Raw genomic sequence first — 8,975 nt, forward strand, 5'->3', positions numbered from 1 at the left:
CCCCTTAATTGGCTAACAAAGCTAAGTAGCGATTATCTTGGGCACGTTTTCGCTGCCGCTGCACAATGGCAATAATCCCCAGAGCAAAAATCGCCATGCCATAATTGAGATATTCCCAAAATAATTGCACATCATGCTCCATGGGTGGTAACGTGCGGTTAAAATGGCCACGGGATCGAATGCTGAGTAAACCGACATCCTCTAACGACCAGTCCACCGTATTTGTCAGCAATTGTAGGTTATTGAGGTATTCACTACCTGTTGATGAGCCTGCCATCCGAATCACTTGATCGCGTAAAAAGTCATTGGAGCTAAATAAAATAATCCGAGCTGACTCCGGTGACTGAGTAATAACACTAGATACTGTCGTCTGTTTTGACTCAGCTGTTTGACTATCTTTAGTATTGTCTGCTTCTTCACCTGTTGCCTCGTCTGCCTTATCATCTTTGGTGAGTAAGGGAGACTCTTTATCAGCAAAGTAAGAGCTAAACCGACCCGCACTAATAACCCCTAACAACTGAGCGCTTTGTTGACCTTCTGGCGTAAAAGCACTTAAACCATCACGGGTAATTTTAGGCATAATATCCATTGATGAAGAAAGCCAAGCCCCTTCAGAACTGCGCAATAATTCAGTGACTTTACGGCCTGCTTGTTTTGCCTGATTAATTTTTATAGGTGAAGCCCACGCCACTGTCGCTTGTGGTAAATCAGCAGTAATTGGATTATCTTGGTTTAACCCTTTACCTCTTACATCAATAAAATAAGGGTAATCCAACATGCGCATTTCCTGAAACTGAAAGCCTCCTACATTACGCGTCACTGGCACAGGAAAAGCAGCATTTTGTGGGTCCATCACGACTTTATCTTCAATCAGTAATCCATGATAGGCAAGCCAATCCTGCAAACCGCTATTTTGTTTTTGCAAACTTAAGCTACGATTACTGAGGCTGGCACTATAGGGTGAAGTTGCCGCAATAACAGTCCCCCCTTGCATCAGAAATTGATCGACAGCAAATAGTTGTTTTTCGTCCAGTTCTTTAGGCGACGCTAGCAGTAGAATATCCGCATCACCTGACACCTGACCATCACTGAGATCTTCCCGCTTGATATTTAACTCGTCACCTAAAAACTGTTCTAGCTGGCTAAACCGAGCACCGCTAGCCATACCATAAGGGTTATAAGCTGGCACTTGTGGTGTAACCAAAGCGACTGTTTTAGTAAAACCACTGGCAAAACGTTTGATGCCTGTTTTCAAATTACGTTCAAAACTCCCCTCGCTCATATCCCCCAGCGGAATTTGCACGGTTTGTTCCTCTTGGTTTGCCAAAGTCATATAAAAATAAAAGCGATCATTACTCAGTAAGCTAGTGGCCATCGGTTTAAAACCAAAGTCTTGAGCAATTTGCTGACCGACTTTCCCGCCATCTGCATCTGGGTCAATAAAGTTTACGGTCAAACGGCCATTGGCGTCCGCTTTTAGTTTATCTAACACCTTATTAATGGTCTTTTTAAAGTCCACTAATTTTTCAGGTAAGGCCGACACATTCGATATATAGCCATTAAATACCAGCTCACTTTTAACGGTGTCAAACAGATTACCTCCTGCCTGATAGCTATTTAATACCTTTTTAATAGCACGGGTTAAATCATGCTCAGGATTGCGCAGTTGCACATCAACATCTGCTTCACTACGGGCTTTTACCTCAATTAGATCACGGAAACCCAACACCTGATGTTCATCGCCATACTGTACCAGCACATTAAAGTAAGAACTAACAATCGATGCTTGATAGCGATCTGCGACTTGAAAAGGCACGGGTTGAATACCGTATTTCTGATTGGCTTCTTCTTCCAGTTCAGGATGAGTAGCAGGATCAATAAACTCCACCCGCACCTTGCCTTTACCCGCAACGTCATACTCTTCAATTAAGTCCCGCAACTGTGGTACTAATGGCGCTAATAAGGGGTGTGTTTTACTGCTGAAATAACCACGCACCAATAAAGGCTCTTGCAACTGATTAAGATAACCGCTCGTTGCTTCAGAAATAGAATATTGATTACCTTCAGTGACATCCAGACGAATGCTATTCATTTGTCCTAGCCATAAATTAGCCCCAATCGCATTGGCTAACAGTAATCCTGTTACTGCTCGCCAGGCTTGATGATGTGGAGTCACCTGCTGGGTTGCCCAGCGCTCCTTTTCTAAAACAACAGTATTTAGCGCTAAGAAAACCGCAATCATACTGAGATAATAATATAAATCGCGAAAATCAATAACGCCGCGGGTAATAGCATCAAACCGCGAGCCAGTTCCCAATGCACGTAACCATTCCCCCGCTTGGTTACCAAAGAAATCAGTAATGGTATTGGTACCAATTAAATAAAATAAGCCACTAAGGGTAACCGCACTGATTAAACTGACAATTTGGTTATCACTGCGGGCCGAAACAAATAAGCCAATACTTAAATAAGCTGCACCCAATAAAAATGTAGCTAAATAACCAGCCCATACAGGCCCCCAATCCAAATCCCCCATTAATGAGACACTCATGGGTAATGGCAGAGTAATGGCAAGCGCAATAGCCAATAATAATAAACAGCCAGCAAATTTACCCACCACAAAGTGCCATAAGGGTACTGGTTGAGTTAGCACATGCTCCAATGTACCGGTGCGCCGCTCTTCACTCCATAAGCGCATGGTCAATGTGCTGGCCAAGAATATTAATAACAATGGCATCCATTCAAACATAGGCCGCACATCGGCAATGTTGCGGGAAAAAAAAGCTTCTCCCCAAAAGAAAATAAATAATGTAACGGCAGCAAAGGTGGCTAAAAACAAATAGGCTACTGGCGAAGCAAAAAATAGCACCACCTCTTTAGCCGCAATGCGACGAATCAATGGTAGGGGTTGTCCGTTAGGCTGCATTTTTAACCTCCTGAGACTGAACGGTAACAGGCGACTCATTGACTTCTCTAAATAAGGTTTCTAAATCACGATGCTCTGCTGTAATAGCATATAATTGAGCTTCGGCTGCGACGATTTGTTGAGCGATGAACGCACTCACCTCTAATGGGCTGTGACCTTCAGTCAATTTCAAACGGTAGTGAATAACCGGGGTTTTGACTGTTTCTGAAGGCTTTTGCTCAAGAGCTTCGACATTGTCTAAACCAGGTAAGGCCTCCAATAGGGTTTTCGCTTGTTTGTTACCCATTGACGTCACAAGCCGTAAGAAATGACTTGAGCGGAGAGTTTCTAATTTTGCATCAACCGCTAACTGACCATGACGGATGATTAATGCTCGGTCACAAATGGCGTCCACTTCTTGCATGATATGAGTGGATAAAATCACCGTCGCATTTTTAGCAATCTCTCGGATCAACTGTCGCATATGATCCGTTTGGGTGGGATCTAAACCATTCGTTGGCTCATCCAGAATCAACAATTTCGGTTGACCTAAAATAGCTTGTGCCACTCCAACCCGCTGCTTATAACCCCGCGATAAAATGGCAATCGGGTCAAGCAATTTAGCACCAATATCTGTCGCTTGGATTGCCCGCTTAATCTCGGCAATTTTATGGTTATTGGTTAACCCTTTAATTTCCGCAGCGTAGTCAAGGTAATCAGCTACTGACATTTCGGGATAAACTGGCAGGTTTTCTGGTAAATAGCCCAGACTTTGTTGTACCCGTTTGGGGTCAAGCTGCAGATCTACACCATCAATATTGATGGCTCCTTGGTTAGGCTCTAAGTAACCACTTAGCATTTTCATTATAGTGGTTTTACCTGCGCCGTTATGACCGAGCAAGCCGACAATTTCACCTTTCCCGATGGTAAAACTGACATTATCAACCGCTTTGAAACTGCCATAACAACGGGTTAACTGGCTAACTTCCAGCATCATTACTCTCCTGTTATGAGTTTTTTTCTGCAATAACAATGCAACTGATTGAGTATTTGATGTTAAGGGCACTTCTACTAATTGTTTATTCACAGAGGTGCCCTTAAGATGGGGATTCTTAAAAAAAGTTCAAGATATCTTGGAACAGGTTTTTCAAATCAAGGTTATCTAATTTTTGGTTAGCCAATCTTGTTTAACTACCAGACAATATTTATAGGTAAATATACCTATCTTTTGACTGACAGTTGAGCTCAGTAATAAATCATATAACCAATGTATGTGGCATACATACCAACGGTTAAGGCTATAAAAAAGTCATTTTTAAACAAATAATTAATTAATCAGTTCACATCACCCACTCTATAAAAAATATCCTTACATACAGTGTGAAAGGCTTCATACACCCCTCTTGTAAATTATCATTTACTCACTTCTAATTATTAACCAACCCACTTTATTTTTATGTCCATTTCGTCAACTGGATGATTTATTACAAAGGACTTCACTATAATGTCTATTTCCCATACCAATTCTCATCAGCAGAATACCTATCAGAGCAATGCTGATAAGGTCTCCAACTCATTTTCTGAAAAAAATACTCAACACCTTAAACAATATAAAACCTCCAAAGGCTCACCCATTCAGCAAGCCATACGGGCAATAGCTCCAAAGATTGCCCAGCAAACTACGCATAATACGCAATCCCAACCACACGTGGCCAACTTACATAATAAAGTGGTGGATATTTTTAGTAGCGCACTTGCTGATCCACGATTTGAAAACCACCAGGAATATCAACAATCAGGACGTAATTTACAAAAATTAGTGGAGGATGTACTGTCAACGTCTATTGACTCCCCTGAAAACACTCCAACATATTGGTTAAAACTGAATAAACAAGTTTTTGCCTTTAAATATTACGCCGCTATTCATCCAAATGCCTCTAAGCAACAAGCTAAAGCAGCAGCCATTGATATATTAAATGGCAAAGCCGACGTCAATGCGCTTAATGGATATGGCATGAGAGGATTGCTCTCTGAAGCCAGTCAACAAAACTCTCTATTTGCCACCGATGCCTGGCAAGAAGGCTGGGTAAGTGATCGTTTTCGTAATACCCAACAACGCTTAGACAACTGGGTGAACTGGAGTCAAAAATCAACAATTGATACCCCACAAAAAGCACTAAATGCCGTATTACGCCGCTATGGATTAACCATACCTGAGTCGTTTTATAACAACCTGACTAATCAGCCAGCCGCCGCTTTGGCCACATTAAGTTTTACCCAACGCAAAGCACTCGATGAAGCCGCATTACTATTTAATAACGCCAACTTTAATGAAACCATTAATCCTGACCAGACAACCCTTGATAGCTTAAAAAACCTTCGTGCTAATTTTATTAATGCATTAAAAAACGAACATGGTTTTTATCCTGTCAATCATGGAGTTGAACATCAATGGGAAGAAGTGGGACAGCCTTTTGATCTCCACCGAACAGCCTTACTTTCAGTAGCTCGACAGCTTTATAAAGAGCAGCATGGAGAAGCAGAAACACTCAAGTTAGATAAGAGTAACTTTACAAGTAATGCACTTGCTGAAACAGGCAAGGTATTAGAAAGTCTGTCTCCTTTCAGTGTTTTCATGGGTCATCCATTCAAAAAAATTGCAGATAAAATTGAATATCATCCCAATGAGCAATACGAAAAAATACTCAATAGCTTTAACCAGGCAGTGGCTGAGTGGAAGCCCTCTTTTAATGCTGAAGGCACAATTACTAGCAAACCACACCCTTACGCAAGAGTGGCTAGCTATTATAAACAGCTACTTCGCCAAACATCTCAAAAACTCGAGAATGGCAAATTTGATTTCTTACAATCTTTACCCAACGGTCAGGCTCATATCAATGAGCTAAAAGCTGAAATTAACAACCACATAACCGCTCTTGATAGTTCGTCAAATAATGCAAAAGACTTAACCTTACTTGGAGAAACACTAGTAAAACTATCAAAAGCAAAAAATACAGCAGAAGCCGAACAAATTTTGCAAGAAGCAAAATCAGATGATGACTTTGGTATTAAAAACACGGCAGGCCGAATTGCAGCAAACTTCGGTATAAACCTCATTACCCTGGGAGGTTATAATTTAGGACAGAGTATACAGGATTTTAATCAAGTAAAACCTTTTTTAAATCATTGGAAAAATGAATTATCCGAACGTAATAGAGATACTTTCTGGCCACAATTTTACTTAAACAATCAAATTGGCAATATCGTTGACGCGGCCGCTAGTGTGGCTGCAATAATTGCTTCCTTAGGCGTAGGTGCTGTTGCTGCCCCAGAAGTCGCCGCAGGTGAAGCTGCTGGGTCAGCGGCATTTGAAAGTATCGCTTTGGAATCAGCAGAATTTGGCAGTAGTGAACTGTTAGCAGAAGGAGAAACTGTTGGTGAAGGGCTTGCAGCAGAAGCAGAAACCGCTTTTACCAACTCCGCTGAAACTACAGAGTCTGCTACAAGTAATAGTATCCAAACCACAGCGGAAGTCCATGAGCCACCTGTAAATACGGCTACTGAAGAAACGACTTCGGCATCCCGATTTGATAGTGGCTCACAAACAATAAACAGCCGTGGTGAAGTTGCTTCTGAAACCACCCCATCAGGAACAAACCAGTCTGTTAATCAGCCAGCAAGTACCAATGAAGCATCAACCCAACTAGGCGTTAAAGACGCCGCACGAATTGCTGACCGCCACAATTTAATTCATCCAGTAGAGCAACCAGAATTATGGGCTAAATCTGTTACTCGACAGCGCGTCAGTGACTTATTTAGATTTAACCCTAGCAGAGCCGATAACCTAACGCCTTTTACCAAACACTGGCAACAAATCCAACAGGAAGTTAATAGAGCTGTCAATGGATTTTCAAATATAGCAACAGAGGAAGGTAAGTCAGCCTTTCGTGATATTGCGACTGCCATTGTAAAAGCAGCGAGAAATGCTCAATTTGATTTTCCAGAACATACCTTAAAGTTTACCAGTGACATGCCCTGGTTAAAAATTGCGAAGGTTAATGGCAATTTGGTCATTCGATCAGGTCAACAGTTGATTAAGCCATAAAACAGCTATAAGCCTCTATAGAGGATCGCGAAAGGATACTGGAAAATAAATATGAAGAATACCCCTTCACTCCATATTTCCCAGCTTTTGCGACAACCTTATTAATAGGGAGGCTTATAGAAACTTATTCAAATTACAACGATAAAGGATCTACAGTCTTTTGGTATATACCTCCCTTTTAAATACATCCACTATGGGCAGCGTAACTGGTTTTTATCTTTACCATCTTTTGAATACACTAAAACTTGTTTAAAGCGTTTATTTTGAGGCTCGGGAGTACTACATAACACCCCTTTAATTCCCACAAAATCTCCAGTTCCACCAATGATTGTAAGTTCTGACAAGCCTATATCAGACTCTCGCCCCGCAACCTGTATGCTACCTTTTCTTGCTTTTCCAGCGTTGCTAAAAACAAGACTCCATTGACATTGGCCATGGTTGTTTTTAGGGTCATCTGGTAATGAGGGATGATCAGTACCACTAAAGTCAGGCATGCCAGGGTCTGTTCGAATACAAAAGCCTGCATTGCGCCCCATAATGTCTTTGCCATTTTCTCCAAGCAGGATTTGGTCAAAAACAAAAATGTCTCCTGGCGAGTCTAGCCGATCTTCAGTCTCTGCATTTTGCCGGATATTACCTGGTATAATTCCTATGTTTTCACGAATATCTGCGTAAGTAATCATTTGATTAACTTCAGCTAAGCTATTAGCAGATAACCCAAAAATACACGCAGATAACAGGCATTTTTTTAGCATTATTCCAACCTCCTAGTCATAAAAACTAAAACCTTAAGCAGCCAGGTAAAATAACTTAATTTCACTACATTACACAATAAGACATCTTGGATACGTATTTGGGTGAATAGACAGCAGACACTTCTCCTACAATATCTCAGCTCATACCACTCCCATCAGACAGACACTCCTACCATTCCTGCTCGCCAATGAACAAGTAGCATTAACTTTTCATGCTTGATTGTTGACCTAGCAAAAACTGGCCAACTTATCTCAACTTTCGAGAAAAAACGACGAGTGACTACATAGCGCAAAATGGTCACAATACGAATAAATTCCTCAGCAGATCACAAATCAAAGTCGAACCCATCCACGCCATTACTTAAATCAAGAATTACTCAAAGAGACACCACGAGAGAGTTGTCTTTTTATTCTTGGAATTAAGAAAACTGGCTCATGGTTACCAAGAGGCACATATTTTTACACAACACACTTTCAGTACAACACCTAAATTAATCCTTAAGAATTTCAAAGCGATTATATTATCAATTGTTGAATAACGACTAAGGAAATAATAAGGCGTGTAATCAGGGACGCTAAAACTACTCATATACTCCATTATTCATGTCAAATGGTCTATTTCAATATCACTGTATAAATATTAGGCAGTTTTGTAATGTGCATGTAAATTTAAATTCTCATGTGATATGGTTGACAAATAATTTGATTGATTAGAAATCTAAGTCTTGTAGATTGCAATTTACAATGCTGGGAATCTATTATAGAGACTCACAATCATGAAAAAGCTATTTTTCCGAGAAGGTAAGTTTAAACTAGGATCAGCGTTATTTCCTTAGCTGTCGTTGAAATAGCTTTATTGGTGTTTTTTTATATTCATCAAACAATCAACCTTTTAGCTTTTAAATTAATTAATAGGTAGTTATGAAATCTATTCATTTAAAAAAAATGCCAGCACCTGCCGTTTATCTTGCTTTAGTCATTGCAATGCCCGTAGTTGCTGATGACAATGCTTCTTATAATCCTATGTTTGATGATAAAAAGCACCAAATTATGATACACGGAGGAAAAAGTTTTAGAAGCAAAGATCAATTTGAGAATCTTTTTTTTGGTGGTATAGCTAAAAATCTATAATATGGCATAATACTACACATGACATATTCTCTCGACTTCAGACAGCACGTTTTTAAGTATAAAGAAAAGGAAGGACTTA

At 40.4% G+C, this 8,975-nt stretch carries 5 protein-coding genes; 2 read left to right on the forward strand and 3 right to left on the reverse strand.

What is annotated here, in order from left to right:
• Positions 1-4 precede the first annotated feature (4 nt).
• Together ORQ98_RS21980 and ORQ98_RS21985 are read right to left on the reverse strand one after the other, a co-directional pair.
• Complete coding sequence (locus ORQ98_RS21980; protein ID WP_274690980.1) at positions 5-2,926, reverse strand: Gldg family protein; 2,922 nt, start codon at positions 2,924-2,926, stop codon at positions 5-7.
• Positions 2,916-3,992: an ABC transporter ATP-binding protein gene (locus tag ORQ98_RS21985; RefSeq protein WP_274690981.1), complete on the reverse strand. Its 1,077-nt coding sequence runs from the start codon at positions 3,990-3,992 to the stop codon at positions 2,916-2,918. The genes ORQ98_RS21980 and ORQ98_RS21985 overlap by 11 nt, the downstream gene beginning before the upstream one ends.
• 417 nt (positions 3,993-4,409) lie before the next feature.
• Between ORQ98_RS21985 and ORQ98_RS21990 the strand changes: the two genes are divergently transcribed.
• Complete coding sequence (locus ORQ98_RS21990) at positions 4,410-7,010, forward strand: hypothetical protein (protein WP_274690982.1); 2,601 nt, start codon at positions 4,410-4,412, stop codon at positions 7,008-7,010.
• A gap of 191 nt (positions 7,011-7,201) precedes the next feature.
• Here ORQ98_RS21990 and ORQ98_RS21995 read toward each other — a convergent pair whose 3' ends face one another.
• Positions 7,202-7,765, reverse strand: a complete 564-nt coding sequence (locus tag ORQ98_RS21995) for a dirigent protein (RefSeq protein WP_274690983.1) — start codon at positions 7,763-7,765, stop codon at positions 7,202-7,204.
• Positions 7,766-8,686: 921 nt separating this feature from the next.
• On the opposite strand from ORQ98_RS21995, the gene ORQ98_RS22000 reads away from it, so the two are divergent.
• On the forward strand, positions 8,687-8,896 hold the full coding sequence (locus ORQ98_RS22000; RefSeq protein ID WP_274690984.1) for a hypothetical protein: 210 nt from the start codon (positions 8,687-8,689) through the stop codon (positions 8,894-8,896).
• Positions 8,897-8,975: the final 79 nt, after the last annotated feature.

This window comes from Spartinivicinus poritis (assembly GCF_028858535.1).
GTDB lineage: Bacteria > Pseudomonadota > Gammaproteobacteria > Pseudomonadales > Zooshikellaceae > Spartinivicinus > Spartinivicinus poritis.